Source organism: Burkholderia sp. 9777_1386 (genome assembly GCF_015712265.1).
GTDB classification, from domain to species: Bacteria; Pseudomonadota; Gammaproteobacteria; order Burkholderiales; family Burkholderiaceae; genus Burkholderia; species Burkholderia cenocepacia.
On the sequence record NZ_JACCQB010000041.1, the window covers coordinates 34,174 to 59,689 of the forward strand.

18 protein-coding genes are annotated in these 25,516 nt (G+C 68.1%); 7 read left to right on the forward strand and 11 right to left on the reverse strand.

Features of this window, described 5'->3' with window-relative positions; all coding sequences use genetic code 11:
• Positions 1-301: 301 nt before the first annotated feature.
• Positions 302-1,240, reverse strand: a complete 939-nt coding sequence (gene blaPEN-B, locus H0X91_RS25550; RefSeq protein ID WP_196433464.1) for a PEN-B family class A beta-lactamase — start codon at positions 1,238-1,240, stop codon at positions 302-304.
• A 136-nt stretch (positions 1,241-1,376) separates the two neighbouring features.
• On the opposite strand from blaPEN-B, the gene penR reads away from it, so the two are divergent.
• Positions 1,377-2,267, forward strand: a complete 891-nt coding sequence (penR, locus tag H0X91_RS25555) for a beta-lactamase transcriptional regulator PenR (RefSeq protein WP_006491626.1) — start codon at positions 1,377-1,379, stop codon at positions 2,265-2,267.
• Between the two features lie 478 nt (positions 2,268-2,745).
• Here penR and H0X91_RS25560 read toward each other — a convergent pair whose 3' ends face one another.
• The 3 genes from H0X91_RS25560 to H0X91_RS25570 form a co-directional block, all read right to left on the reverse strand.
• Positions 2,746-2,997: a hypothetical protein gene (locus tag H0X91_RS25560; RefSeq protein ID WP_006482135.1), complete on the reverse strand. Its 252-nt coding sequence runs from the start codon at positions 2,995-2,997 to the stop codon at positions 2,746-2,748.
• An 85-nt stretch (positions 2,998-3,082) separates the two neighbouring features.
• Positions 3,083-5,305 (reverse strand): amylo-alpha-1,6-glucosidase, encoded by a 2,223-nt coding sequence (locus tag H0X91_RS25565; protein WP_006482131.1) that lies wholly within the window; start codon positions 5,303-5,305, stop codon positions 3,083-3,085.
• Positions 5,306-5,410: 105 nt separating this feature from the next.
• Entirely contained in the window at positions 5,411-12,508 is a 7,098-nt protein-coding gene (locus tag H0X91_RS25570; RefSeq protein WP_196433465.1) for an autotransporter-associated beta strand repeat-containing protein, read from the reverse strand.
• On the opposite strand from H0X91_RS25570, the gene H0X91_RS25575 reads away from it, so the two are divergent.
• Positions 12,450-12,647 (forward strand): hypothetical protein, encoded by a 198-nt coding sequence (locus H0X91_RS25575; RefSeq protein ID WP_077209982.1) that lies wholly within the window; start codon positions 12,450-12,452, stop codon positions 12,645-12,647. The genes H0X91_RS25570 and H0X91_RS25575 overlap by 59 nt on opposite strands.
• Positions 12,648-13,130: 483 nt before the next feature.
• Here H0X91_RS25575 and H0X91_RS25580 read toward each other — a convergent pair whose 3' ends face one another.
• Together H0X91_RS25580 and H0X91_RS25585 are read right to left on the reverse strand one after the other, a co-directional pair.
• Positions 13,131-13,790, reverse strand: coding sequence for a YdcF family protein (locus tag H0X91_RS25580; RefSeq protein WP_048989341.1), 660 nt, complete (start codon positions 13,788-13,790; stop codon positions 13,131-13,133).
• A 192-nt stretch (positions 13,791-13,982) separates the two neighbouring features.
• On the reverse strand, positions 13,983-15,017 hold the full coding sequence (locus H0X91_RS25585) for a rod shape-determining protein (protein ID WP_006498859.1): 1,035 nt from the start codon (positions 15,015-15,017) through the stop codon (positions 13,983-13,985).
• A 272-nt stretch (positions 15,018-15,289) separates the two neighbouring features.
• On the opposite strand from H0X91_RS25585, the gene H0X91_RS25590 reads away from it, so the two are divergent.
• Positions 15,290-17,707, forward strand: coding sequence for a patatin-like phospholipase family protein (locus H0X91_RS25590; RefSeq protein WP_058903394.1), 2,418 nt, complete (start codon positions 15,290-15,292; stop codon positions 17,705-17,707).
• A gap of 60 nt (positions 17,708-17,767) precedes the next feature.
• Here H0X91_RS25590 and H0X91_RS25595 read toward each other — a convergent pair whose 3' ends face one another.
• The 3 genes from H0X91_RS25595 to H0X91_RS25605 form a co-directional block, all read right to left on the reverse strand.
• The gene (locus H0X91_RS25595) at positions 17,768-18,394 is read right to left on the reverse strand and encodes an FMN-dependent NADH-azoreductase (protein ID WP_006483167.1); all 627 of its coding nucleotides are present in this window, start codon (positions 18,392-18,394) and stop codon (positions 17,768-17,770) included.
• A gap of 306 nt (positions 18,395-18,700) precedes the next feature.
• The gene (locus H0X91_RS25600; protein ID WP_006483159.1) at positions 18,701-19,831 is read right to left on the reverse strand and encodes an ATP-binding protein; all 1,131 of its coding nucleotides are present in this window, start codon (positions 19,829-19,831) and stop codon (positions 18,701-18,703) included.
• 64 nt (positions 19,832-19,895) lie between these two features.
• Positions 19,896-20,606: a response regulator gene (locus tag H0X91_RS25605; RefSeq protein ID WP_006498855.1), complete on the reverse strand. Its 711-nt coding sequence runs from the start codon at positions 20,604-20,606 to the stop codon at positions 19,896-19,898.
• A 219-nt stretch (positions 20,607-20,825) separates the two neighbouring features.
• Here H0X91_RS25605 and H0X91_RS25610 point away from each other — a divergent pair, with 219 nt between their 5' ends.
• The 3 genes from H0X91_RS25610 (at position 20,826) to H0X91_RS25620 (ending at position 23,419) form a co-directional block, all read left to right on the forward strand.
• On the forward strand, positions 20,826-21,740 hold the full coding sequence (locus H0X91_RS25610; protein ID WP_111442332.1) for a glutaminase: 915 nt from the start codon (positions 20,826-20,828) through the stop codon (positions 21,738-21,740).
• A 180-nt stretch (positions 21,741-21,920) separates the two neighbouring features.
• Positions 21,921-22,565, forward strand: a complete 645-nt coding sequence (locus H0X91_RS25615) for a hypothetical protein (RefSeq protein ID WP_058903397.1) — start codon at positions 21,921-21,923, stop codon at positions 22,563-22,565.
• 218 nt (positions 22,566-22,783) lie between these two features.
• A complete protein-coding gene (locus tag H0X91_RS25620) occupies positions 22,784-23,419 on the forward strand; it encodes an isochorismatase family cysteine hydrolase (protein ID WP_062884895.1) in 636 nt (211 codons plus the stop codon).
• Positions 23,420-23,444: 25 nt separating this feature from the next.
• On the opposite strand, the gene H0X91_RS25625 is transcribed toward H0X91_RS25620, so the two are convergent.
• On the reverse strand, positions 23,445-24,176 hold the full coding sequence (locus H0X91_RS25625; RefSeq protein WP_006498851.1) for a ribonuclease T2: 732 nt from the start codon (positions 24,174-24,176) through the stop codon (positions 23,445-23,447).
• Between the two features lie 35 nt (positions 24,177-24,211).
• Here H0X91_RS25625 and H0X91_RS25630 point away from each other — a divergent pair, with 35 nt between their 5' ends.
• Positions 24,212-24,796 carry an OsmC family protein gene (locus tag H0X91_RS25630; protein WP_227739690.1) on the forward strand — a complete coding sequence of 195 codons (585 nt, stop codon included), beginning with the start codon at positions 24,212-24,214 and terminating at the stop codon, positions 24,794-24,796.
• A 78-nt stretch (positions 24,797-24,874) separates the two neighbouring features.
• On the opposite strand, the gene H0X91_RS25635 is transcribed toward H0X91_RS25630, so the two are convergent.
• Positions 24,875-25,453 carry a hypothetical protein gene (locus H0X91_RS25635; protein WP_196433466.1) on the reverse strand — a complete coding sequence of 193 codons (579 nt, stop codon included), beginning with the start codon at positions 25,451-25,453 and terminating at the stop codon, positions 24,875-24,877.
• Positions 25,454-25,516 lie beyond the last annotated feature (63 nt).

Sequence of the window (25,516 nt, forward strand, 5' to 3'; positions counted from 1 at the left end):
GCCACACTGCTCGCCGCGCTTGTCCACAGATTGTGTTGGCAAGCGTGTGGATAGCCTGCGCATACCGCGGCCAAACGCTTGATCCGAAAGACTTTGTCCGCGCTGCTTCAAACGCGGCACGACGGCGGGCGCATGCCGGGCGCCGCCGCGTGCGGGCTTGTCCACACTTTTTGTTGGCAAGCATGTGGATATCCTGAGCATGCGCGATCTAAGTCGTTGATCGCACAACGTTTGATCGCGCGGGTCACGACTGCGGCACGGCGCGCCCGCGGATCTCGCTACGCACGCCGCGCCGCGCGGCTCAACCGAACGTCTGCGCGACGATGCGCGCGACCGACGCGATCACGTCATCCTTCGCCCGCGCATCGGCTCGCGTCTGCGTGTAGTACACGGCCAGCACGATCGGCGCGCGCGACGTCGGCCAGATGACGCCCGCGTCGTTCGTCGTCCCGTAGTCGCCGGTACCGGTCTTGTCGCCGACCGTCCATCCGGCCGGCACGCCCGCACGAATCCGCTTGTCGCCGACCTTGTTGCCGCGCAGCCATGTGACGAGCTGCGCACGCTGCGCGGCCGGCAGTGCGTCGCCGAGCGTCAGCACGCGTATGCTGGCGGCCATCGCGGCAGGCGTCGTCGTGTCGCGCGGGTCGCCCGGCAACGCGGTATTCAGTTCGGTCTCCCATCGATCGAGCCGGAACGCGTCGTCGCCGATCGAGCGCGCGTAGGCGGTGACCGCCGACGGGCCGCCGATCAGCTTCATCAGCAGGTTCGCGGCCGAGTTGTCGCTGTACTGGATCGTCGCCTCGCACAGCGCGGCCACCGTCATGCCCGCGCCGACATGCTTCTCCGACACCGGCGAATAGTTGACGAGGTCGGCCTTCGTATACGTCACGCGCTGTTGCAGCAAGCCCGGCCGCTCGACGCTCTGCGCGAGCACCGCCGCACTCAGCATCGCCTTGAACGTACTGCAGAACGGGAAGCGCTCGCCCGCGCGATGCTCGATGACCCGGCCGCTCGCCGTGTCGATCGCGCATACGCCGAGACGGCCGCCCGCGTCGCGTTCGAGATCGGCGAGCGTCGCTGCTGCCGCGGCGGGCGCCATGGCGTCCGCGGCAGCCGCTGCCGCCGCCGTGGCCGGGTCCGGCGCAGCGGCCTGCCGCGACGCGCACGCGGTGGCGGTGAGAACGAGCGGCGCCGTCGCGGCGGCCAGCAACAGGGTTCGACGTTTCGATGAGTAGGTCATGTCGGTTGTCTCGTGGTGGAATGGCGGCGCAACGGTGTCGGGAGAGGGAAAACGGCCGGCCGCCGAGACAGCACTATCGAGACTTTACGGTTGCCTGACAAGCAACGATAATTGAGCGCTGACAAAAGAAATCCTTATGACGAAGCTCCGCCCTCATCTTCCGCTCAATGCGTTGCGCGCGTTCGAATCGTCGGCGCGCCACCTGAACTTCACGCGCGCCGGCCTCGAGCTGAGCGTGACGCAGGCCGCCGTCAGCCAGCAGGTGCGCTCGCTCGAGGAGCGGCTCGGCTGTACGCTGTTTACGCGGTTGCCGCGCGGCCTCGGGCTCACCGACGAAGGGCGCGCGCTGCTGCCGGTGCTGAGCGACGCGTTCAGCCGCATCGAAACGGTGCTCAAGCAGTTCGACGGCGGGCGTTTCCACGAAGTGCTGACGCTCGGCGTCGTCGGCACCTTTGCCCTAGGCTGGCTAATGCCGCGGCTGAAGCAGTTCGGCGACACGCACCCGTTCGTCGAGCTGCGGCTGCGGACCAACAACAATGTCGTCGACCTCGCCGCCGAGGGCCTCGACTTCGCGATCCGTTTCGGCGAAGGCAACTGGCCGGCGACGCGCAACGAGCGGCTGCTCGATGCGCCACTCACCGCACTGTGCACGCCGGAGATCGCGCGGCGCCTCGCGCGGCCGGCCGATCTCGCGAACGAAACGCTGCTGCGCTCGTACCGCACCGACGAATGGCTCGGCTGGTTCGACGCCGCACGGCTCGAACCGTGGGCCGTCAACGGACCCGTGTTCGATTCGTCCCGGCTGATGGTCGAGGCCGCGATGCAGGGTGCGGGCGTCGCGCTCGCGCCCGCGTGCATGTTCGCGCGCGAACTGCAGCTCGGCCAGCTCGCGCGGCCGCTCGACATCGACGTGCGCGCGGGCGGCTACTGGCTCACGTCGCTGAAGTCGAAACCGCTGACGCCCGCGATGACGCTCTTTCGGGACTGGATCGTGGCCGAGGCGGCCGGCGCCGCGCCCGTCGAATAACGCCGCTTGTCCACAGAAAGTGTTGGCAAGGATGTGGATATCCTGGGTACCTGGCGCCTAAGCCCTTGATCGCGCACGCATTAGCGTGCCGGTGCACGGCGCGGGCAGCCTTTGCGCACGGGCTTAGTGCCCCGGTCGCATTCCGGCCGGATCCTCAACCCCTGCGACGCAATCGATTGCGAGTTGTCCACAGATTTTGTTGGCAAGCCTGTGGATATCCATCAGATCGGACGCGTAACATCTTGATACACAAGGGGATTCGATCCACGGACCTTGACCGGTCAATGGTGTGGCACCGGAACGATTGTCGAACCGCTCGCCACGCACCCGCGACGCACCCGGCCGGCGGCCGGGCGGTTCTCCACAGATTGTGTTGGCAAGCTTGTGGATATCCTGCGTATCGGGCACCTAACTGGTTGAGCGCACGGGGTTTTGTGCCGCGTCTGCCAAATCGGGCAGCGCCCGCGCCGCCCGTGCATCAATGGCGGTCGAGCCCGCCGCGCAATTCGCTCGCCTTGTCGCGCAACGCTTCGTAGCCCGAACGCGCATGCTCGGGCAGGTCGGGATCGCCGATCAGTGCGCCGAGCGTTTCGATCAGGCTGAACAGGATGCCTTTCGCCGCGCCGACCGCGATGCTCTGCGATTCGATCGACTTGTGCAGGTGGTCGACCGCCGCTTCCAGATTCTCGAGCTTGTGCTCGCCGTCGTCGGGCCGGTTGTCGGTCGTCATCGTCTACCTCCGCCATCGTTCAAGGGTCATGTCACGATTCTATGCCGCTGCGCGCGAACGTGGCGCGACATCGCGCAACGCCCCGCTACAGTACCGCGACCACCTTCACGCGGCCCGGCTGCTCCGCCGCCGCGACGACCTGACCGTCGACACGGCGGAACGTCAGCGATACGGTTTCGTCGCCGACGCGCAGCGCGTCGATCCGCAGCCAGTCGACGCCTTCCGGCAATGCCGGGCGCTCGACGCGCACCTCGTGGCGCGACGCGTCGATGCTCACGCCGAGGCACGCCTGCAGCATCATGAACGGCGCGCCGGCCGCCCACGCCTGCGGCAGGCAGGCCACCGGATACGCGGTCGGCGGTTCGCCGCGCCGGCGCGGGAACCCGCAGAACAGCTCCGGCAGGCGCATCTCGAAGCTCACCGCCGCCTCGAACAGCGCGCGCAGCAGATTCACCGCGGCCGTCTTGTCGCCGTAGCGCGCGAGACCGCGCGCGATCAGCGCATTGTCGTGCGGCCACACCGAGCCGTTGTGATACGCCATCGGGTTGAAACGCGGCTGGCCGGCCGCGAGCGTGCGGATGCCCCAGCCCGTCTGGAACAGCGCCGAGCCGAGCACGCCGGCGACCGCCGCGCCGCGCTCGGCGTCGGGCAGCCCGAATGCCAGCAGGTGGCCGGCGTTCGACGCGAACACGCGGCACAGCTCGCCATGACCGTCGAGCGCGATCCCGTAGAAATCGCCTTCCGGCATCCAGAACAGCGCATCGACCTGATCGCGCAGCGTCTTCGCGCGCAACGCGTAGCGCGTCGCGTCGGCCGCATGGCCGCGCCGGTGCGAGCATGCCGACATCGCGTCGAGCGCCGCGCACGCATAGGCCTGCACTTCGACGAGCGCGATCGGCCCGTCCGGGAAACGGCCGTCCGCGTGGAACACCGAATCGTGGCTGTCCTTCCAGCCCTGGTTCGCGAGGCCGCGCTCCGACGTGCGCTGGTAATCGAGCAGTCCGTACGGATTGCGGTCGCACTTGTCGATCACCCATTGCGCGGCGCGCTCGAGCGCGGGCCACAGCTCGTCGATCAGCGCATCGTCGCCGGTGCGTTCGAGATAGGCGCCCGCGAGCACGATGAACAGCGGAGTCGTATCGACGCCGCCGTAGTACAGCGCGAACGGCACCTCGCCCGTCGCGGCCATCTCGCTGCGGCGGAACTCGTGCATGATCTTGCCGGGCTCCGCGTCGCGGAACGCGGAGGTCTCGCGCGCCTGATGCTCGGCAAGAAAACGCAGCACGCCGCGCGCGAGCGACGGCTGCAGCCACAGCATCTGCAGCGACGTGATGATCGCGTCGCGGCCGAACGGCGTCGAGAACCACGGAATGCCCGCATACGGGTACGGCCCCGTGTCGAGCTGCGTCGTGAGCAGCCCGAGATCCGCGAGCGAACGATCGAGCCATGCGTCGAACAGCGGATTGCCGGTGTTCACGCGCGCCATCGACTCGCGCCGTGCCCGCATCTCGCGATGCACGCCGACCAGCGCGGTACGCAGCGCGACGCGGCCGCATCCGGGCCCTTCGCCCTGCTCGGGCCCGAGCGTCGCATCGACGGTCAGGTAGATCGACACGCACGCCTGCGCGGCGATCGTCAGCGTGTAGTCCGCACGATCGACCGACAGCGCGTCGGGCGCCGGCGAGAAATGCACGGTCACGTTGCGCTCCACGCCGTCGAGGCCGTCGTAGCGCAGCCGCACCGCGCCCGCGTCGACGCGCGGCGCGCCCACCGTGCCGCGCTTCGGCCGCTGCGTGCCGCGCACTTCGAACATGTCCTTGAAATCGGCCGCGAACGACAGCGACAGCGGCACCTCGGCTTCGCTCGCGCCGTAGTTCGTCAGCGTCAGCGCTTCGTACAGCACGTCGCCCGCGAGCACGCGCATGCGCTCGATATGAATCACGCCCTCGGGCGTCTCGTGGCCGCCGAGCGGCGGCAGCGGGCGGTTCGTCAGGTGCGCGGTGAACGACGCGTTGTCGGCGCTCGTCGCGCCCGACAGCAGCGACGGCGCGCGGCCGCCGAACGTCAGGCGCCATTTCGATAGCACGCGCATGTCGTCGACGAACAGGCCGTCGTCATGCCCGCCGATGTCACCGAGCGCGTCGCTGACCACGAACGCGTCACCGGATTTCAGCACGTACTGGTTGTTGCGCGCGAGAACCTGCTGATCGGCTTCGGGCGCGATGAAGGCGGGACCCGACGCGATGGTCGGGGCAACTGGCGCGACTTGCGGCGCCTGCGTCGTCGTGGCTTCGGCGTGATTCGGCATCGATGCTCCTGTGTCGAGGCGCAACGCGCGGCGCGCGTCGCGTGTTTCGCACAGGATAGGCCAGAACCGGGCACGTGCGCCGCGGACGGGTACGTCAGTTGCCGGTCAGAATTTCCACAGGATGTTGCCGAGGATCGCGTTGTCGCGCACGCCGCTGCCATACTGGCCGCTGTACGTGAGGCCGAGCGTCAGGCGCTTCGTGACGTTCGCGTCGATGCCGGCTTCGAGTACCGCGCTGTCGCGAGCAATCGGCACGCCCGACACCTGGAACGACGTGCCGCCATTCGCGAACGTGAACGCCGACGACGGCCGCACGTTGCCGAACGCATGTCGCCAGCCGACCGTCCCGCGCGCGGTGAACGTGCCGCTCGCGATCGAGCCGAGCTGCGACGCCGCACGCAGGCCGAGCGTCGAGAAGCCGACGTGGGTCGTCTCGCCGCCGGCGCGCAGCGCGGCCGCGCCGCCGGTTTCCGTATAGCCGTCGGTATGCAGGTTCACGTACGCGAGGCCCGCGAACGGCTCGATCGCGACCGGCCCGACCGGCAGCGCGTAGCCGACTTCGCCGAACACCTGCGCCGAATTCGCGTTGTAGCCGGCCGAGTCGTGATCGGAGAAGCCCGCGAAGCCCGGATAGCGGTCGCTGTTGATGCGGTACCACGTGTACGACGCGCCGCCGCGCACGCCGAGCGCGCCGTACTGCGCGCCGCCGTACAGCGACAGGTAGTAGCTGTTCACCGCCGCCGACGAACTCTGGTCGTTGTCGAGCGAGCTGTGCGTGACACCGGCCGCCAGCCCCGCGCGCCACTTGTCGTTGAGCGCCATGTCGGCGCCGGCGATGAAGCCCGTCATGCTGCGGTTGATCGTCGACGCGTTGGCGTCGCCGGCGAGCCGGCTGCGGCCGCCGAACGCCTGCCCCCAGACGACCGGCTGATACGGCGTCCCACCGTAGCACCCGTCGCGCGAGCCGATCCGGCGTTCCGGCGGCAGCGTCGGGTCGGCCACGCCGGCCGTGTTGTCGCCGCACAGCGCGGCGCCGCCCGACGACAGGGCCGCGAGCGGGCCCGATCCGGGCGCGAGACCCTGGCGGACACGATCGGTCACCGCGTCGCGTACATAGCGGCTGTCGAGCAGCAGCATGCTCTTCAGGCTCGCCTGCAGTTCGCCGTCGAGCAGCCCGTACGCGCGGCGCGCGGTGGGCGCGTCGGTCGTCAGCACCGCGTCGTACAGCGGATTGCCGGCGCCGAGCCCGCCCAGCGCGGTCGCGACCGAGCGCTGGTTCGGCGTCGTCGCGACGTCGGGCAGCGACGTGCCGTTCTGAACCAGTCGCAGGTACACGTGGCCCGGGTCGTAGCTGAGGGTCGGCGTCAGGAACGCGTAGTTCGCGCTCACCTGGGTGAACGCGCCCTGCACGCCCGACGACGCGCTGAGGATCGTGTACGTCGTGCTCGGCTGGTAAGCGCTCTGGTTCGCCAGCACCTGCACGGTGCCGCCGTTCAGCGTCGCCGTGCCGCTCGCCGCGAGGCTGCCGCTTTGCTGCGGCGTGGCGGCGACCTGGAACGTCGAACCCGGCTGGAACGTGACGTTGCCGCCCACGTTCAGCGCCGCGCCCGGTTGCGTGGCAGCCGCCGTCGCGCCGTTCTGCACGACGAGGCCGCCGACCGTGCCGGTGCCGGTCAGCGTCGCGCCGCTCTGCACGGTCACGGTCGACTGGCCGAGCGAACCGTTGACGGCGAGGGTGCCCGCGCTGACCGTGGTCGGCCCGCTCAGCGTGCTCGTGCCGGTCAGGGTCAGTTGTCCGCTGCCGGCCTGGGTGAGGGAGCCGGTGCCGGACAGCACGCTCGCGATCGTCACATTGCCGGATTGATTGACGATCAGCGCACCGTTGTCGACGACGTTGCCGGCCACGCTGCCCGACGTGCCGCCGTTGCCGAGTTGCAGCGTGCCGCCGGCGGCGATCGTGGTGCCGCCCGTGTACGTGTTGCCGCCGGTCAGCACCTGCGTGCCGCTCGCCACCGTCACGCTGCCCGAGCCATCGATGGTGCCGCCGAACGTACTGCTGCCGGTGCCGTTCAGCGCCAGCGCATTCGCGCCGAGACTCACGTTCGTGCCGGCCGCGCCGGACAGCGCACCGATCGTTTGCGTACCGGTCGCGGCGCTCACATCGAACCTCGCACCGGTGCCCGCAAGATTCACCGCGCCCGTCGACGCGAGGCTACCTCCCGCGCCAAGTGCAAGCGTGCTGCCGCCATGGATCGTCGTGCCGCCCGTGTACGTGTTCGCCCCCGTCAGCGTCTGCGTGCCGGTGCCCGCCAGCGTCACGCCCCCCGTCCCGCCGATCGTGCCACCGAACGTGTTGTTGCCGCTGCCGCTCAATGTCAGCGCATTCGCGCCGAGATTCACGTTCGTGCCGACCGCCCCCGCCAGCGCACCGATCGTTTGCGCGCCGCTCGCAGCGCTCACGTCGAACGTCGCACCCGTGCCCGCGAGATTCAGGGTGCTACCGGACGCGAGACTGCCACCGGCTCCCAGCGCAAGCGTGCTGCCGCCGTTGATCGTCGTGCCGCCGGTATATGTGTTCGCGCCCGTCAGCGTTTGCGTGCCCGTGCCGGCGAACGTCACGCCGCCCGTCCCGCCGATCGCACCGCCGAACGTACCGTTGCCGCTGCCGCTCAACGTCAGCGCATTCGCGCCGAGATTCACGTTCGTGCCGGCCGCGCCGGTCAGCGTGCCGAGCGTCTGGGCGGCCGTCGCGCCGCTCACGTCGAACGTCGCGCCCGCGCCCGCGAGAGTCACGGCGCCCCCCGACGCGAGGCTGCCGCCCGCACCGAGCGCGAGCGTGCTGCCGCCGTTGATCGTCGTGCCGCCGGTATACGTGTTCGCGCCCGTCAGCGTTTGCGTGCCCGTGCCGGCGACCGTCACACCGCCCGTCCCGCCGATCGCACCGCCGAACGTACCGTTGGTGGTGGCATTCAGCGTCAGCGCATTCGCGCCCAGATTCACGCTCGTGCCGCCCGCACCCGCCAGCGTGCCGATCGTCTGCGCGCCCGTCGCGCCACTCAGATCGAGCGTCGCACCCGTGCCGGCGAGGGTCACCGCGCCGGTCGACGCGAGGCTGCCGCCCGCACCCAGCGCCAGCGTGCCGCCGCCGCTGATCGTCGTGCCGCCGGTATACGTGTTCGCGCCCGTCAGCGTCTGCGTACCGCTGCCGGCGAGCGTCAGGCCGCCGGCGCCGCCGATCGCGCCGCCGAACGTGTTGCTGCCGTTGCCGCTCAGCGTCAGCCCGTTGCCGCCGAGGTTCACGTTCGTGCCGGCCGCACCGGTCAGTGCGCCGATCGTCTGCGCGCCCGATGCGCCGCTCAGGTCGAACGTCGCCCCGGCCCCGGCCAGATTCACCGTGCCGGTCGACGCAAGGCTGCCGCCCGCGCCGAGCGCCAGCGTGCTGCCCCCGCCGATCGTCGTGCCGCCCGTATAGGTGTTCGCGCCGGACAGCGTCTGCGTGCCGGTGCCCGCGAGCGTCAGGCTGCCCGTGCCGCCGATCGCACCGCTGAACGTGCCGCTGGCGGTCCCGCCCAGCGTCAGTGCGTTGCCACCGAGGTTGAGGTTCGTGCCCGCGACGCCCGACAATGCGCCGAGCGTTTGTGCGCCCGTCGCGGCGCTCAGATCGAGCGTCGCGCCGGCACTCGCGAGATTCATCGCTCCGGTCGACGCGAGGCTTCCGCCCGCGCCCACCGCCAGCGTGCCGGCGTTGATCGTGGTGCCGCCCGTGTACGTGTTCGCGCCCGTCAGCGTGGTCGTCGCCGCGCCGCTCTTCACGAGGCTGCCCGCACCGGAAATCGCACCGCTCAGGTCGAGCGCATTGCTGCCGCCCAAGGTGAGCGCCGCACCCGTGCCGAGATTGACCGCATTGGCCACCGTCAGGCTCGCGTTCGTATCGAGCGTCGCCGCGCCGCCCACGTTCACCGTGCCGGTGCCCAGCGCCGTATTGTTGCCGAGCACCACGCCACCGCTATTGAGGTTCGTGCCGCCCGAATAGGTGCTCGCGCCGTTCAGCGTCTGCGTGCCGGTGCCTGCGAGCGTCAGGCTGCCCGTACCGCCGATCGCACCGCTGAACGTGCCGCTGGCGGTCCCGCCCAGCGTCAGTGCATTGTTCCCGAGGTTGACGTTCGTTCCCGCGACACCCGACAGCGCGCCGAGCGTTTGGCCGCCCGCTGCGCCGCTCAGGTCGAGCGTCGCGCCGACGCCCGCGAGGTTCATCGCACCGGTCGATGCAAGACTGCCGCCCGCGCCGAGCGCCAGCGTCCCCGCGTTGATCGTCGTGCCGCCCGTGTAGGTATTCGTGCCGGTCAGCGTGGTGGTGGCCACGCCGTTCTTCACGAGGCTGCCCGCGCCGGAAATCGCGCCGCCCAGCGTGAGGTTGTTGCTGCCGCCGAGCGTGAGCGCGGCGCCCGTGCCGAGATTGACCGCATTCCCGACCGACAGGCTCGCATTCGTATCGAGCGTCGCCGCCCCGCCGACGTTCAGCGCGCCGGAGCCGAGCGCCCCGTTGTTGCCGAGCACCAGGCTGCCGCTATTGAGATTCGTGCCGCCGGTATAGGTATTTGCGCCGTTCAACGTCTGCGTGCCGGTACCCGCCAGCGTCAGGCCGCCGGTGCCGCCGATCGTGCCGCTGAACGTGCCGCTCGCGGTCCCGCCCAGCGTCAGCGCGTTGGCGCCGAGGCTCACGCTCGTGCCGACGCCGCCCGACAGCGCGCCGATCGATTGCGCGCTGCCCGCGCTGATGTCGAGCGTGGCACCCGCATTGACCAGGTTCACCGTACCCGTGGACGACAGGCTGCCGCCCGCGCCGAGCGCGAGCGTGCCGGCATTGATCGTCGTGCCGCCGGTGTAGGTGTTCGCCCCCGTCAGCGTCGTGGTCGACGCACCGTTCTTCACCAGCGCGCCCGTACCGGAAATCGCGCCACTCAATCCGAGTGCGTTGCTGCCGCCGAGCGTCAGCGTCGCGCCCGTGCCGAGACCGATCGCATTGCCGACCGACAAGGCGGCATTCGTATCGAGCGTCGCCGCGCCGCCGACGGTCAGCGCACCGGTGCCCAGCGCGGAGCCGTTGCCGAGCACGAGGCTGCCTGCGTTCAGCGTCGTGCCACCGGCGTAATTGTTCGCGCCGTTCAGCGTCAGCGCGGCCGCGCCGTTCTTCACGAGACCGCCGCCACCGGCAATCACGCCGCCGAGGCCGAGATCGGTGCCGCCGCCGAGCGTCAGCGTGGTGCCCGTCGCGAGATTGACGCCGTTTGCCAGGGTCACGTTGGTCGTCGCGTCGAGCGTCGACGAGCCGTTCACGTTCACCGCGCCGCTGCCGAGCGCCGTATTGCTGCCGACGACGAGGTTGCCGCCGTTCAGGTTGGTGCCGCCCGTGTATACGTTCGTACCGGTCAGCGATTGCACGCCGGTACCCGACAGCGTCACGCTGCCCGACCCGCCGATCGTGCCGGCATAGGTCGCATTGCCGGTGCCGCCGAGCGTCAGCGAATTGACGCCGAGGTTCACGTTCGTGCCGGCCGCGCCGGCCAGCGAGCCGATCGTCTGCCCGCCCGACGCAGCGCTCACGTCGAACGTTGCACCCGCACCGGTCAGGTTGACCGTGCCGGTCGCCGACAGACTGCCGGCCCCATTCAGCGCGAGCGTACCGCTGTTGATGGTCGTGCCGCCCGTATACGTATTGACGCCGCTCAGCGTCGTGGTCGCCGCGCCGTCCTTCACGAGGCCGCCGCTTCCGTTGATCGCGCCGGTCAGCCCGAGACTGTTGCTGCCGCCGATCGACAGCGTCGAGCCGGAGGCGAGATTGACCGTGTTGCCGAGCGTCACGTTCGTGCTCGTGTCGAGCGACGCCGACGCGTTCACGTTCAGCGTGCCGATGCCGAGCGCCGAATTGTTGCCGATCACCAGGCCGCCGGCGTTCAGGTTGGTGCCGCCCGTGTAGCTGTTCGCGCCGGACAGCGTCAGCGTGCCGCCGTCGCTCTTCGTCAGCGCACCGCCACCCGACACCGTACCGGACAGCGTCAGCCCGGTCGTGCCCTGCACCGTCAGGCCCCCCACGCCGAGCGACACGTTGTTAGAGACGTTGAGCGCCGCCGTGCCCGCCTGCAACGCACCGCCGTTCCCGGTGATGTTGCCGGTGCCGAGCGACGCGTTGTCGTTGATGATCGCCACGCCACCGCTCAGCGTCGCGTCCTGCGCGGTGGACGCGCCGTTGATCGTCCAGTTGCCGCCCTGGACGTTCAGGTGATTGAAGTTGATGTAGTTGTTGGCCGCGATCGTGCCGTTCGCGGAAGCGCCCTGCTGCAGGTTGAGCGTGTTGTTGCCGCCCGCGCCGCCGTCGACGATGCCCGTCTGCGCGACGTTGAGCGTGTTCGCCCCGACCGTGATGTTGAACGCGCCCCCGGTGCCGCCCGCCGTATTGACCTGCGAGCCCGTGATCGCATTGAACGTGTTCGTGCTGTTCGCGCCCATCGACACGCTGCCGTTGATCACGCCCGAGTTGGTGAACGTATTGCCGCCCCCGGGCGCGCTGTTCGAGCCGAACGACACGCGGCCGCTGATCGTCCCGCTGTTCGTCATGTTGACCGTGCCGCCGCCGTAGGCGGCGACCACCGGCGCATCGGTGCCGATCAGCGTCGCACCGACCAGCGCGGAAGAGCCGATCGAACCGGTGTTCGTAATGGTCGACGTGCCGCCCTGGCCGTTCTGGACCGACAGCGCCATGCCCGTCACGCCGCTGATCGCCACGCCGGTCGAGCCGTTCATCACGCCGTTGTTGGTGACGTTGACCGAGCTCGCCGCCGCGTTGCCGATCACCGCGCCGCTCGACAGCACGCCGAGCCCCGAGCCGAGCGCCGACGGGTCGATCGTGCCGTTGTTGGTCAGCGTGGTGTTGTTGCCCGTCAGCGACATCGCCGTGCCGCCGACGCCGAGCAGCACGCCGACGCTCGCACCGGGGTTGACCGTCGCGTTGATGTTGTTGAGGTTGCTCGAGAAACTCGGCGCCAGCGGGTTCGCGACGCCGGAACAGCTCACCGTCGTGCCCGCCTGGTTGCAAGTTGCATGAGCGGGCACGATACCCGCGCCGGACAGTGCCAGGAAAACACCCGTGGGCAACAACAGTCTCGGGAACGGTTCACTCGCCTTTTTCGAACGCGCAGTATTCATGCTTTCCCTCGTTATTGATTTCGGCCTTGGTATTGGTATTGCGACCACACAGGGTGACGCACAGCAGAAAATCACGGATGAAAGCGTCCGCTCCGGCAATCGCGGCGCGATGTCGGTTTATTCATGGATGAATTTTTAGTCAGACCGGGAATGCAAGTCGAAACTAGTCGAATGACATGATGGCGGCCCCTGTTTTTTGCAGCGACTTTCTGTTGATTTGATTACTGCCCTGCTTTTATCAGACAAGGCTATATCAAACTCAACCCGTTTTCCAGTCGATGTTTTCCCATCGGATCAAGGGCCGACGCACATGTACTTTTTACTCACCGGAAGGCGCTCATCAATAACGACCGGCACGTCTTTCACCGGCTTGTTTCAAGTTTTTCGCAAAGATATCGGACGCGCCGCATCCGTGAAAACGCTGATATATCGTCCTGATGCGTTATACGCGAATCTTGCAGTGCAATATTTTTACCCTGCCAGATCAGGAAACGGATAATCCGCGCCGCCAATAATCATCAGAGGAATCCGGATTTTCAAGCAACCCCCGGAATTGCTTCGATTTTCGTCTTGAAACACCGTTGCAACGCGGCCGGAAGCATGTGCCGCCGCGGCTGCCGCGTCACGAAAACAGGCTCATCAGATAAAGCATCGGCCGAAACGAAACCGGCCGCGCATCGGGATTCACCCACAGCCGCACCGCATACACCGCATAGGCCGGCACCTCGCGCCAGCTCGAATAGACATCGCGCCACTGAAAGCGGCGCGGATAGGCGGCGGAGATAGTCGACCGCGCAATGCCGACGCGTTCGAACGCGAGGCGCGCCCGCGCGAGGTGGTAATACTGGCTGACGATCAGCACGCGCGACAGGCGGTGCGTGCGCAGGTAGGCCAGCGTGTGCTGCGCGGTCGCGAGCGTGTTGTCGCCCTGGTCGTCGACGGCGATCCGGTCCGCCGGCACGCCGCGCGCGACGAGGTAGTCGCGCATCGCCGTCGCCTCGTTCAGCCCGGGGCCGTCGATCGCGCCGCTAACCAGAAACGCCGGACACTGCCCCGCGCGGTAACACCGCACGCCGACATCGAGCCGGGCCGCGAGCACGGGCTTCGGCGCGCCGGTTTCGTCGAGCGCGTTGCCGAAGATCACGGCGACGTCCGCCGGATCGCTCGGCATCCGCATGCCATGGACGACGATCGCGCCAGCGGCCGCGGCCCAGACGCACGCAACGACGGCCAGCACGCGGCCGGCCCGGGCCGCGAAGCCCCGTTTGGTTCGATATTTCAAGGTAGTCGGTCTCTCTCAGGTATCGCCGCGCGCATCGGCCGGCCCGCCCCGAATGGGCGCGTCACGCTAGCACGGCGCGCTCGCGCCTGTCCATGCGACGAACCGATGCCGGCCACGCAGGCCGGCCATCGGGAGATCGAAAGTATGTGAAGGATGCGCCGCGTCGCGACGCGAACCCGGCACCGCCCCGGGTCAGTCGGCCGGGCACATCGCGAGTCGCCCCATCGCCTCGCCCGCGCCACGTACCGCGCAGGTGGCCGGCTCATCGGCGATCCGTGCGACCAGTCCGGTCTCGTCGTACAGCAGGCGTTCGAGATCGGCGAGCAGCGCGCCGCCGCCGGTGAGCACCACGCCGCGATGCGCGATGTCGGTCACGAGTTCGGCCGGCGCGTTTTCCAGCACTGACTTCACCGCGCCGATGACCTGCTTGAGCGGCGCGGCCAGCGCGTCCGCGACGTCGTGGTTGGACAGCTCGACCGAGCGCGGCAGGCCGTCGCCGATGCTGCGACCGACGGCGCGCGTGGACGTGCGCGGCACCGCGCTGGTGGCCGAGCCGATCGTCTTCTTCACGTGCTCCGCCGTCTGCTCGCCGAGCAGCACGCCGTACAGGTTGCGGACATGGTTGACGATCGCCGCGTCGAACTGGCTGCCGCCGACGCGGATCGCCTCGCGGTAGACGATGCCGCCGAGCGCGATGACCGCGACTTCGGTCGTCCCGCCGCCGATGTCGATGACCATCGAGCCGACCGGCTCGGTCACCGGCAAACCCGCGCCGAGCCCGGCCGCGAGCGATTCCTCGATCAGTTCGACCTCCGATACGCCGGCCGCGAACGCGGCCTCGCGGATCGCGCGGCGCTCGACGGCCGTCGCGTCGGACGGCACGCACAACGTGACCTCGACGCGGCGACCGAAGCGCGAGCGGGTGCGCGACATGTCGATGAAGCTGCGGATCATCTGCTCGGCCGCGTGCGCGTCCGCGATCACGCCGTGGCGCATGGGCCGCACGGCTTCGAGGTGCCCCGGTTCGCGGCCGACCAGCGCCTTCGCGAGCTCGCCGACGGCCTCGAGCGTCGGCCGCGCGTCGCTCGCGCCGCCCTTGCGGAAGCAGACGACCGACGGCTGGTTCAGCACCACGCCGCGTTCATGCGTATAGATCCGCGTACTCGCCGTTCCCGGGTCGATCGCAACGGGTTGCGCAAACAACTTTCCGAACAGCGGTGTCGACATATCAAACCTTTGTGAGGGAACGGGCCGGGACGGCCGCGCCGCACTTTTTTGCCGCGCGTCCATGCCGCCCCATCACGAGCTTAGCGGCAAATCATTCCGATACTTTAGGCAATTCCCATGATTTTTTCGCGACGAAATTGCCGAAACGGGCATTCCGCGCCCGTCCGGCTACGCAACAGCCTCTCGCGTTGGGCCTGTAAAACACGGTAATCTCTCGGTCTTGCCTGCTCCCGGCAGGCGTCAGACGCACGATCACGCCAGGTATTTTCACCATGACAGCGACCGTTTCCTTCCGCTGGGCGCCGGTGCGCCCGCTCTGCACGACGCTCGTTGCCTTCTGGTGCTGCACGGTCGCCGCGCAACCGCTGCCGGCCACCGAATCCGCCGCCGCCCAGGCCGTCGCCGCGGCGGCCAACGCGCCGGCGGCCGCCACGCCCGCTGCATCCGCTGCATCCGCGCACACCTGCTCGGCCGACGGCGGCCCGGCCGGCCGCCCGTCGATCGGCCTCGTGCTGTCCGGCGGCGGCGCGCGCGGCTACGCACACCTCGGTGTCCTGAAAGTGCTGGAGGACAACCGGATCCCGATCGACTGCATCGCGGGCACCAGCATGGGCGCCGTCGTCGGCGGCCTGTACGCGAGCGGAATGGCGGCCGACGAAATGCAGAAGCGGCTGTCGGAAGTGAACCTCGCGGATATCGCGTTCGACGTGACGGATCGCGCGGACCTGCCGCAAACCAGCCGGGAAGACGAACGCCTGTACATCAACGGACTGACGCTCGGCTTCGGCAAGAAAGGCGTCAAGGCGCCGGTCGGCCTCGTGCAGGGCAACCGGCTGCAGGCGCTGCTCGCGAACTGGACGGCCGCCGTGCCGACCAACCAGCCGTTCGACCGCCTGCCGATCCCGTATCGCGCGGTCGCGACCGACCTGCAGACCGGCCAGATGGTCGTGCTCGACCACGGCTCGCTGCCGCTCGCGATTCGCGCGAGCATGGCGATGCCGGGCCTGTTCGCGCCGGCCGAGATCAACGGGCGCGCGCTCGTGGACGGCGGCCTCGTCAGCAACCTGCCCGTCGACACCGCACGGCAGATGGGCGCGAACGTCGTGATCGCGGTCGACATCGGCTCGCAGTTGCGCCCGCTCGACGCGCTCGCGTCGCCGGCCGACGTGATGCAGCAGATGGTCGGCATCCTGATCCGCCAGAACGTGACCGCGCAGCGCAAGCAACTCGACGCGCAGGACGTGCTGCTCACGCCGGACCTCGGCTCGCTCGCGTTCACCGATTTCCAGAACGCGAAGCAGGCGATCGCCGCCGGCGAGGCCGCCGCGACCGCGGCGCTGCCGAGGCTGCGGCGTTTCGCGCTCACGCCGGAACAGTACGCGGCGTACCGGTCCGCGCACGCGCAGCCGCTGCCGCCACCGATCCGGATCACGCGCATCGACATCAAGACCAGCGGCGGCGTGCCGAAGCGGGTCGTCAGCAACGCGCTGCACGTGAAACCCGGCGACATCTACGATCCGCAGACCGTCAGCCAGGATCTGCTCGGACTCACGACGGGCGGCAACTTCGAGAGCGTCACGCAGCAGATCGTGAGCCGCGGCGACGACAACGTGCTCGAGATCGACGCGCGCGAGAAGTACTGGGGGCCCAACTTCCTGCTGTTCGGGCTCGGCATGTCGAGCAGTTCGACCGACGAAGGCGGCTTCCGCCTGCACGTCGGCTACCGGCGGCCGTGGCTCACGGAGTCGGGGCTCGAATTCCGCGCGGACACGACGATCGGCAGCGACCTGCAGTCGGCGCGCGTCGAATTGCGCCAGCCGCTGCCGGCCGCATACGGCGTGTACCTGTCGCCGTACGCGGAATACCAGCGTCGCTACGCGAACCTGTACGACAACAGCAATGACGTGAAGCTGAACCAGTACCTGATGCAGACGGCGCGCGCGGGGCTCGACCTCGGCTTGCCGATCGGGCGTCTCGGTGACTTCCGGATCGGCCTCGGCTATGCGACCGGGCACGGCTCGCCGAACTACAACCTGCCGTTCTCGGCCGACGACGGCAGCAGCTCGACGCTGCTGTGGCCGAGTTTCACGTCGCAGGCGCTCATCGCCCGTGCGCGGCTCGTCATCGATCAGCTCGACGATCCGATGTTCCCGCGTCACGGCTACTACACCGAATTCCGCGTCGAACGCTCGCTGCTGTCGCACAACAGCCAGTCGGCGCAGGAATTCGACGATGCGATCTCCAACACGCCGTACACGGAGATCTACGGCAAGGCGATGATCGCGCAACAGTTCGGCCGGCACAGCATCAGCGCAACGATCGAAGGCGGCAAGAGCATCGGCGGCACCAACCTGATCAACGCGTTCAACTTCACGCTCGGCGGCTTCCAGCATCTGGCCGCCTATGCGGCCGACCAGTTGAACGGCAACGAGCTCGCATACGGCAACGTGACGTACATGAACCAGCTGATGACGTTCAACGCGTCGCCGATCAAGGCCCTGTCGATCGGCGCCAGCGCGGAAGTCGGCAACGTGTGGGCCGCCGGCGAGAAGATCGGCGGCGGCGCGCTCAAGCAGAGCTATACGTTCTTCACGAGCCTGTCGACCGCGTTCGGGCCGGTCTACATCGGCGTGGCGCTCGCCCCCGGCGGCCGACGCAACGTCTACCTGCAGCTCGGCCGGACTTATTGAGCATGCGCGGATGCCGCTGCGGCGGCATCCGTGCGGCCGTCGCGCCGGCGTCTTCCCCGATCAGAAATCGGCGGCCATCGCGACCGCACGCGCTTGCGCGCGTTCGATGCTTTCGTGCGCTCTCGCATGCCACGTGTGTTCGACGGTCAGGCTTCTGACCTCGTCCACGCCGATGAACTTCAGCCAGAATTCGATGTAATCGGCCTGATGCCCGAAGCCGGGATGGCCCGCACGTCCCGCGCCGGCCGCCTCGCCCTGCCCGCGCACATGGATGGCCAGTGCGCGCGGAATCTCCAGCAACGGGCCGTAGGCAGTGCCATCGAACGTGAACAGCATGTTCCGCTGGCTGACGAGATCGATCAGTTGCTTGAGCTTGTACGGATAGCCGAAATTCCACATCGGCACGCCGACGACGATCCGGTCCGCTTCCTGAAAGCGCTTCACGAGGGACTGGATTCGTCGCCAGATCGACTGCTCCGCCTCGTCCATCGGCACGTTGGCGACGCCCTTGTATTTCGCGCCGATCGCGTCGCCGTCAAAGTCCGGCAAATCCTCCTCCCAGACATTCAACGTATCGACGTCGAGCGTGGCGCCCGTCTGCCGGTATGCATCGATAAAGGCATTGGCGACCGCGATCGAAGCCGACTTCGCGCCGCGGGGAGAAGACACGATATTCAAAAGCCGCATGATGTGTGACCCGGACAGGAATGCATGAACAAGGGGACGGCCATCGTGGCGGCCCCGGCTTCACTGCTGCGTCGCGGGGCGCCCGCGTCCGCCGTCACGGATCGGCCACCCATATAGTTGCAATTGCAATCGTAATGCAAAGCGCGCCCGCGTGGCAAACGAATCGTCACGCGCTCGCGGTGCAGGAAGGCATCGATAAGGGGAAGGTATGGCGGGAAAGGCCGGCGACGCACCCGGTCCGGCGCGCGCGGCTGCGTGCTGTCGTGCCGTTGTTGCGGCGAGGCTCGGGACGCTTGCCGCGTATCGCTAGACCGGCCAGCTGATCTCGAACCGCGCGCCGCCGAGCTCGACCGGATCGACGACCGCGATCCGGCCGTTGTGCGCGTGGAGCACCTGCCGCGTGATCGACAGGCCGAGCCCGTAACCGCCGGTGCGGCGGTCGAGGCGCACGAACGCGTCGAAGATCCGTTCGCGCTCGCTCTCGGGCACGCCGGGGCCGTCGTCCTCGACGAAGATCCCGATGTTGCCGTGCACGAGCGAGATCCCGACGACGATCCGCGATTTCGCGTACTTGCTCGCGTTGCGCAACAGGTTGCGCATCGCATACGACATAAGCCGCCGGTCCATCTTCACGCGCAAATCCGACGCGATCGCGATGCGCGACTCGATCGCACGCTCCGGATACAGCAGCTGCGCGTCGTTCACCTGATGCTCGAACCATGCGACGGGCGCGGTCGACTCGAGGTTCGACTGCAGCGAGCTGTATTCGAGCCGCGCATACGTGAGGCTCATGTCGATCAGTTCCTCGAGCTCGGTCACGTCCTGCGCGATGCTCTCGAGCGCGCCCTGGTATTCGGCCGCCGAGCCCGGTTCGCGCAGCATTTCGAGCGCGAAGCGCACGCGCGCGAGCGGCGTGCGCAGTTCGTGCGAGATGCCGTTCGTCAAATCGCGTTGCGCGGCGATCAGCCGCTCCATGCGCATCGCCAGCGCATTCAGCGTGCGCGCGAGCGGACCGATGATCACGCTGTGCGATTCGCGCGCGCGGGTGTTGAAGCGGCCGCCGGTGAAGTCGATCGCCCGCTCGCGCACCATCACGAGATCCGACCAGACCGGCCGCATCCACCGGTACGCGGCGAGCGCGGGCGCGGTGAACACGAACGCGAGCACGATCCAGATGTCGCCCGGCAACGAGTCGAACGCATGCCACACGACCTGCGGCGACAATTCGACGCACAGCGCGAGAGCGGGCACCAGTGCGGTGAGCAGCACGAGGCCGAGCAGATGCAGATAGGTGCGCACGTACAGGCGCGACCAGCTCGGAATGCGGTCGGCGCGCGTGTCGGTCCACGCGCGACGGAAATGCAGCCAGCGCCACTTGACGTAGCGCAGCGTCGGCAGCGGCGGCGCATCGGGGTGCGAACGGGTTCGTCGGATCATCGCGGCTCCCGGCCGGCAGGCGGAATGCCCGCGCGGAACGTGACGGCGTCGCGCGAGCGCGGCGTCATTCCCACGCGTGCTTGCTGAATTGATAACCCTTGCTGCGGATCGTCTTGATCCGCTGCGGGTTGCTCGCGTCGTCGCGCAGCTTGCGGCGCAGCTTCGAGATGCGCCCGTCGATCGTGCGGTCGAGGCCGTCGAATTCGACGCCGCGCAACTGCAGCATCAGGTCGTCGCGGCTGACGACTTCGCCCGCATGACACACGAGCGCCCACAGCAGGTCGAATTCGGCCGACGTCAGATCGGGCGTGCTGCCGTCGGGCAGCACGACGGTGCGGTCGGTGCGGTCGATCGAGAACTTGCCGAACGCGTAGCGCTCCGGCTGCGGCGCGGTGCTTTCGGCCGCGCGCGCGGGCGCGCGGCGCAGTTGCGCCTTGATCCGCGCGAGCAGGATGCGCGGCTCGACCGGCTTGTGCACGTAGTCGTCCGCGCCGAATTCGAGGCCGAGCAGCTCGTCGAACGGTTCGTCGCGCGCCGTCACCATGATGATCACGCCGTCGTACTGCTTGCGCGCCTCGCGGCAGATTTCGAAGCCGTCCTTGCCCGGCAGGTTCACGTCGAGGATGACGAGATCGGGACGAATGGACAGGATCGCCGGCACCGCGGCGTCACCATGCAGCACAGTGTCGACTTCATAGTCGTTCTTGCGCAGGTAGCCGGCGATCAGCGTGGACAGGCGGGTGTCGTCTTCGACGAGCAGGATGCGAAAAGACATGGGCAGCGGTCGGATCATCGGGGAAGCCGCGGCGGCGCCGGCCGGTGCCGGACGCCGGCCATCGGCCGAAACGTACCGCATGATACTGCGCCCGCCGCTTGCCTGTTTGCCGGTCTTGAAAATAAGGGCGCGATTCGGCCCGCGCTTGACGAATCGGCGCCGGGACGGTTCCATACGGGCTCGCCGGAATCCGGCCGTGCCTCTACCCTGCCTGACGCGATGAATTACCAGACGACTCTCGAACGCATCCACACCGAACTCGCCCCCTGGATTGGCCAGGGCCGGGTGGCCGACTACATTCCCGAACTCGCAAAAGTGCCCGCCGACAAGTTCGGGATGGCGGTCGTGACGCTCGACGGAAACGTTTACACGGTCGGCGATGCGCACGAGCGCTTCTCGATCCAGAGCATCTCGAAGCTGTTCGCGTGCACGCTCGCGTTCCAGCTGCTGGGCGACGAACTGTGGGAACGGGTCGGCCGCGAGCCGTCCGGCACCGCGTTCAACTCGCTGGTCCAACTCGAAAGCGAGCGCGGCAAGCCGCGCAATCCGTTCATCAATGCGGGCGCGCTGGTGGTCACCGACGTGCTGTGCCGCCGCTTCGTGAAGGCCGAGACGGCGCTCGTCGAGTTCGTGCGGCGGCTGATCGGCTCGAACGATATCGACTACGACTCGCGCATCGCGTTGTCGGAGTTGCAGCACGCGGAACGCAACCGCGCGATGGCGCATTTCATGGCGAGCTTCGGCAACATGCAGATGCCGCCCGATACGGTGATCGATGCGTATTGCCGCCAATGTGCGATCGAGATGAACTGCGTCGAACTGGCCAGCGCCGCGCTGTTCCTCGCGAACGGCGGGGTCGCGCCGGTGACCGGCGAGCGGATCGTCGATTCGAGTTCCGCGAAGCGGCTGTCGGCGCTGATGCTGACCTGCGGCACCTACGATGCGGCCGGCGATTTCGTGTATCGGGTCGGGTTGCCGGCGAAGAGCGGCGTGGGGGGCGGGATCGTCGCGGTGCTGCCGGGGGAGATGGCGGTGTGCGTGTGGGCGCCGGGGCTCGATGCGAACGGGAACTCGTTGGCGGGGACGCTGGCGCTGGAGTGGTTGACGACTTATACGGGAAGGTCGATTTTTTGAGAAGTCTCAGTGGACACTCGCGTCGTCCGGTGCCGTGACACCGGATTGATGTCGACGCGCACCACGAAGTGACGCCATTACGTCGGCGAGATTGTCGACAATGTCGTCACAACGCCGCGCGGGACGGGCACGGGGAATGGACATCGTTGCTTTGCTCGACGACAACAAGGATCCAGCGTGATGCAGACCAAGAACAGAATTCACGTCGTTTCAACCGCTCATACCAGGCACGGCTTCGTCAGCCCCTTGGCCGTCGTGACGGCATTGAGCCTGTGCCTGCCGTTCGGCGGCGCACATGGGCAATCGGCGGATGCCCCACCCGACGGCAGCGGGGCCGTCGAGTCGCGAAGCCCGGCGAACCTGACCGTCACGCAAGCGCTGCAAGGCATGCTGGAGCTGATTCGGATCAGCAATCAGGTTACCGATATGACACCCGACGCGGTGCACCGCAGCTTCGGCGTGCAGACCCACGCGATCGATCAAGACAGCTTCGGCTACGGCCAGCGCCTGCCCGGTAACTGGGCGGTCGGTATCCAGCGGTTCGTGGTCTATGGAAGAGGGACGCGCGTAGAACTGGGCTTTGATCCGATTCCCGGAATGCCGGCTGCTCCGCTGACGACATGCGAGCCGAATTTCGCGCAATTCACTGGAGCACTGGAGTCGATGGGGTTCAATCATCGTACCCACTACGGCGAGCACGGCCGCCGGATCTCCGAGATCTTCTGGCGCGAGCAGATGTCCGTGGAGGTCGTCCCCTACAGAGAACGCGGCGATAACGGTGAGCCGCCGGCCCCGGCTTGCGTAAGAACGGTACGGGTGCGATAGATCGCTGTCGCCGCAACGCGCGATTCCGGCAAGCATCGCAACGAAACGCCGTGATCCCCTGCCGTCAAGCCGCGCTGGAAATCGTTCGACTCGTTGATATCCTCGGGAAATATCCAACCGAGACTGCGCAACGCGCGAGCACGCTGGCGCCGCCGTGACCGACGATACGGAACAACCGACTTTCCCGACATTCCGCAGCGATTACTGGAGCCCCACGCATGAATCCGGACAACGCATCAAAAGTCGCAACGACGGCCCGCGCGCATGCCAACAGCCATTCCTCCTCGCCGATCCCGCGCATCGCGCCATCCCGAACCGCGCTGCTCGTCATGCATTACCAGACCGACATCCTCGGCCTCTTTCCGTCGGTCGCCCCTGAATTGCTCTCGAATACGCGCCGCCTCTGCGACGCGGCGCGAGCGGCCGGCGTCGGCGTGTGGTTCGCGAATCTCCGCTTCAGTCCCGGCTATCCGGAAGTCAGTCCGCTCAACAAGAACGGCCAGGGCATCAAGCAACTCGGCCTCTTCATCGACGATGCCCCCTGCCCGGAGCTGGCCAAACAGCCCGACGAGCCGCTGATCCTCGCCCACCGCGCGAGCGTGTTCTTCGGCACCGATCTGCAGGCGCGGCTCATCGCCCAAGGCGTCGATTCGCTGATCATGGTCGGCATCGCGTCGACCGGCGTGATGCTGTCGTCGATCGCCCATGCGAGTGACGCCGATTTCCGCCTCTACACGGTCAAGGATTGCTGCTACGACCCGGACCCGGTGGTCCACGAGCATCTGTTCGCCACCGCGTTCGAATCGCGCACGACGGTGCTGTCGCTCGCGGAGGCGCTGCGGCTGCTGGCGTAACGACGGCCGAGCCGCAGCATCCGCCTCACTTCGCGATGAACACGCCCGACGTCGGGCACGTGCCCTGCGTGTTGCCGTCCGTCACGAGCGACGCCGCGCTCGGAAACTGCGCGGTCGCGTTCGTCTTCACCGCGATCCACGCTTCGGTGAAGTAGCTCACGCCGTTCGTCTTCGTGCACTTCAGCGACACCGCGCTGCGCGTGTTGCTGCCGAACGCGCCTTCGAACGCCGACAGCAACTGGTTACGCGTGACCGTCTTGCCCGCGTTCGCCTGCAGGAACGCGTTGAACGACGTGTTGCCGAGCCGGCTGATCATGCCCGACGCCTGGTTCCAGTACGCATCGGGCGTCGCCGAGTTCGAACAGGTGCCGTGCTTGAACCACTCGTGCTTGTCGAGACAGGATGCGACGCCCGGCATGTACGTCGAGAGCGTGTTGCGCGTCGCGCTGCTGATCGGGTACGCGTCCATGCTGCACCACTGGTGCGCGTTGTCGAGGTCGATGTCGTTCTGCGGCACGCCGCAGTAGAACGGCTGGTTGCCGTCGTAGCGGTTCGGCCACAGCCCGTGCAGCGACAGGCTCGTCGCCGCGTACGATCCGGCGAGGTTCGTGCATTCCGGTGTGTCGTGCGACGCGCAGAAACCCGGCTCCCACGATGCGGCGAGCAACAGGTAGTCGTAGCTGGTCTGCGCGGCGGCGTGCAGTGACACGGAAGCGACGGCGAGTGCGGCAGCGGCGCGGGCGAGCGTCTTGAGCATGGCGTGTTTCCTCGGAAAAGGCTTGCGGTCGCGGGATGCGCCGCAAGGTTGTCGAATGTCTGCCCGCGATTGTTGCTGCCGCAACGTGGCACGAATGTGAAGGTGCACGAAAGAACGCGCGGGGTACCGCCGAACCTGTTACAGCCGGTACCGGTACCGGCGATTGCCTTCCGCCGCATGCGCCCCCGGCATACGCTGTCGCCACTTTCATCCTGCAACGGAGCATCCCCATGGTGACGGCCACACGGCTGGGCAAGCCGTACTGCGTCGAGATCGGAAACGGGCGCAGCGTCGTGCGCTCGGACACCCACAAGGCAGGCAAAGGCGGCGACGCCGGCCTGCGGCCGCACGAGTTGCTCGAAAGCGCGCTGGCGGCCTGCGTCTGCATGTCGGTCGAACTGGCAGCGGAACGCGCGGGCGTGACGCTGCCGGCCTGTACGGTGGACGTCACCCTCGAACGCCGCGATGTCGAAACCGGTTTCGACATCGCCCTGCGCTTCGTGGTGCCGCTGTCGCAGGCGCAGCACATACTCGTCCGCGACGCGGTACGGGCCTCGCCGGTCGCCCGAACGCTCGGCAAGCCGATACGGATCGGGCCGGCCACGATCGCGCACGACTGAGCTGATCGTCACGGATGCCGCATGGTCGGCACCCGTGCGTCGACGGTCGAACGGCACGCGCTTACCGCACGTGATCGCTCAGGTGCCGAGCTGCGTGCACGCGCGCGCCGACGCTTCGGGCCCCTCGAGCGCGAGAATCTGCCACACGCCGATACTGACGCGCCGGCGCGCCGCGGTCGACGCATCGGCCAGCAACGCCTCGACACGCGGTGCGACATCGGGCGCCTTCTGCTGCAGCGCCGCGTGGTGCCGCGCGCGCGACGCCGGCCCGGATTCGTACACGTCGCACAGGCGCACCATGCCGGCGAGGCCGGCCAGATCGTCGTCCTTGTCGATCGCGCGCGGCTCGACGGGCGCAAGGTCCTTGCGCTCTTCCGGCGGCAGCTTGTTGCGCGCGCCTTCGTCGATCGCCGACGCGGAAGCCGGCGGCAGGCCGCCGATCGCCGCGACGATCCTGCTGCCCGCGGCGATCATGTCGCCCTGGCACATGATCTTCTCGTCGGCCGTGACGTTCGAGCAGAACGATACCGACATCCGGTACACGTCGTTGCTCATGCGCGGCACTTCGTCCGTGCCCGCCTGCGCGAGGCCGGCGTTCGCCAGCGCCAGCGCCAGCGCGGCGGGAATCATGATGCGGAACGTTCTCGTCTTGTTCATTGTTGTCGTCTGTGGGTGCGGGTAGCGGGCAATATCGCCGGGCCGCGCCGGGCGCCCTTCGTG

Excerpts from the sequence above, each read along its gene's own strand:
- H0X91_RS25595 (WP_006483167.1), bottom strand. The coding sequence starts at position 18,394 with ATGCGGCTTTTGAATATCGTGTCTTCTCCCCGCGGCGCGAAGTCGGCT.
- blaPEN-B (WP_196433464.1), bottom strand. The coding sequence starts at position 1,240 with ATGACCTACTCATCGAAACGTCGAACCCTGTTGCTGGCCGCCGCGACG.
- H0X91_RS25630 (WP_227739690.1), top strand. The coding sequence starts at position 24,212 with ATGCGCCGCAAGGTTGTCGAATGTCTGCCCGCGATTGTTGCTGCCGCA.
- H0X91_RS25610 (WP_111442332.1), top strand. The coding sequence starts at position 20,826 with ATGAATTACCAGACGACTCTCGAACGCATCCACACCGAACTCGCCCCC.
- H0X91_RS25570 (WP_196433465.1), bottom strand. The coding sequence starts at position 12,508 with ATGAATACTGCGCGTTCGAAAAAGGCGAGTGAACCGTTCCCGAGACTG.
- H0X91_RS25615 (WP_058903397.1), top strand. The coding sequence starts at position 21,921 with ATGCAGACCAAGAACAGAATTCACGTCGTTTCAACCGCTCATACCAGG.
- H0X91_RS25625 (WP_006498851.1), bottom strand. The coding sequence starts at position 24,176 with ATGCTCAAGACGCTCGCCCGCGCCGCTGCCGCACTCGCCGTCGCTTCC.
- H0X91_RS25565 (WP_006482131.1), bottom strand. The coding sequence starts at position 5,305 with ATGCCGAATCACGCCGAAGCCACGACGACGCAGGCGCCGCAAGTCGCG.
- H0X91_RS25600 (WP_006483159.1), bottom strand. The coding sequence starts at position 19,831 with ATGATCCGACGAACCCGTTCGCACCCCGATGCGCCGCCGCTGCCGACG.
- H0X91_RS25605 (WP_006498855.1), bottom strand. The coding sequence starts at position 20,606 with ATGTCTTTTCGCATCCTGCTCGTCGAAGACGACACCCGCCTGTCCACG.
- H0X91_RS25560 (WP_006482135.1), bottom strand. The coding sequence starts at position 2,997 with ATGACGACCGACAACCGGCCCGACGACGGCGAGCACAAGCTCGAGAAT.
- H0X91_RS25635 (WP_196433466.1), bottom strand. The coding sequence starts at position 25,453 with ATGAACAAGACGAGAACGTTCCGCATCATGATTCCCGCCGCGCTGGCG.
- H0X91_RS25585 (WP_006498859.1), bottom strand. The coding sequence starts at position 15,017 with ATGTCGACACCGCTGTTCGGAAAGTTGTTTGCGCAACCCGTTGCGATC.
- H0X91_RS25620 (WP_062884895.1), top strand. The coding sequence starts at position 22,784 with ATGAATCCGGACAACGCATCAAAAGTCGCAACGACGGCCCGCGCGCAT.
- H0X91_RS25590 (WP_058903394.1), top strand. The coding sequence starts at position 15,290 with ATGACAGCGACCGTTTCCTTCCGCTGGGCGCCGGTGCGCCCGCTCTGC.
- penR (WP_006491626.1), top strand. The coding sequence starts at position 1,377 with ATGACGAAGCTCCGCCCTCATCTTCCGCTCAATGCGTTGCGCGCGTTC.